Raw genomic sequence first — 1,067 nt, forward strand, 5'->3', positions numbered from 1 at the left:
TTCGAGTACCTTCAAGTCGAATCCGGATTCATGGCAAACGGGGGCATCTCGAACCAGACAGCTGAAACCCTTTTGCGATCCAGCCGCAGCAGCTCTGATGCAATCGACCGTATGACCATCGACGCAGCGTCCAGCCCTGATGCCCAGGACCTGACCAGGCACTATCGATCATCTCTCGAGCGCGCAATGGGTCAGGACGGGGTTCTTGATCGCCTCGCGTGCGGCCTGAGCATATGCATTGGTATCGCTCGCGCCCAAAGCAGTGCCGATCACGAAGCATGGGGCCACAGACTGGCGTCAGACCGATCATCTCCCACATACAGCTACGCCGAAGTATCTGAGAAGCTCGGCGCGGGATACGAGAACAGATTCATGTTCTCTACCGATCCCGAACTGAATTCGATCAGCGGGAACTGATCAGGAAAGCGGAACAGCATCCACAACGACGCAGTACATGCGCCAACGTCCCGTCTCTGTCAGCCATCCAATCCAACGCGCGCATCGCCTTCCGGCTCCAGCGCCTTCACCAGCACTGCCGCCTGCGTGCGGCTGTGGCATTCGAGCTTCTTCAGGATGGCGGTCACGTGCACCTTCACCGTGTTTTCGGCCAAGCCCAGTTCATAGGCGATCTGCTTGTTGAGCAGCCCGTCGGCCAGGCACAGCAGCACCCGGAACTGCTGCGGCGTCAGCTGCGCCAGGCGGCTGGCCAGCAACGCGTCGGCCTCGGAACGCTCAGCGGCCATCGCCGGGAACCACAGGCCACCATCGAGCACCGCTGCCACCGCTTCACCGATGGTTTCGGCAGGCGCGGACTTGGGAATGAAGCCGGCCGCGCCGAACTGCTGCGCGCGGCGGATCACCCGCGGGTGGTCGTTGGAGGACAGGATCACCACCGGAATGTCCGGGTGCGAACCGCGCACGTGCAGCAGCGCGGAGAATCCATGTGCGCCCGGCATGGTCAGGTCCAGCAGCACCAGATCCACATCGGGCTGTGCGTCCAGCGAGGTGGCCAGTGCTTCGGCGCTGGCCACCTCGCGTACCTGCGCCAGCGGCAGACTCTGCCGCAA

The 1,067-nt window shown here is 62.8% G+C and carries 1 protein-coding gene and 1 pseudogene; one reads left to right on the forward strand and one right to left on the reverse strand.

Annotation, left to right across the window (positions count from 1 at the left end; translation table 11 throughout):
* Positions 1-417: pseudogene (locus tag AC1VAN_RS22700) on the forward strand (hypothetical protein); the annotation flags it as partial.
* Between the two features lie 59 nt (positions 418-476).
* Here AC1VAN_RS22700 and AC1VAN_RS22705 read toward each other — a convergent pair.
* A partial coding sequence (locus AC1VAN_RS22705) for a LuxR C-terminal-related transcriptional regulator (RefSeq protein ID WP_480986849.1) occupies positions 477-1,067 on the reverse strand: 591 nt, incomplete at its 5' end.

It is taken from the genome of Stenotrophomonas sp. 05L44_2 (assembly GCF_056665995.1).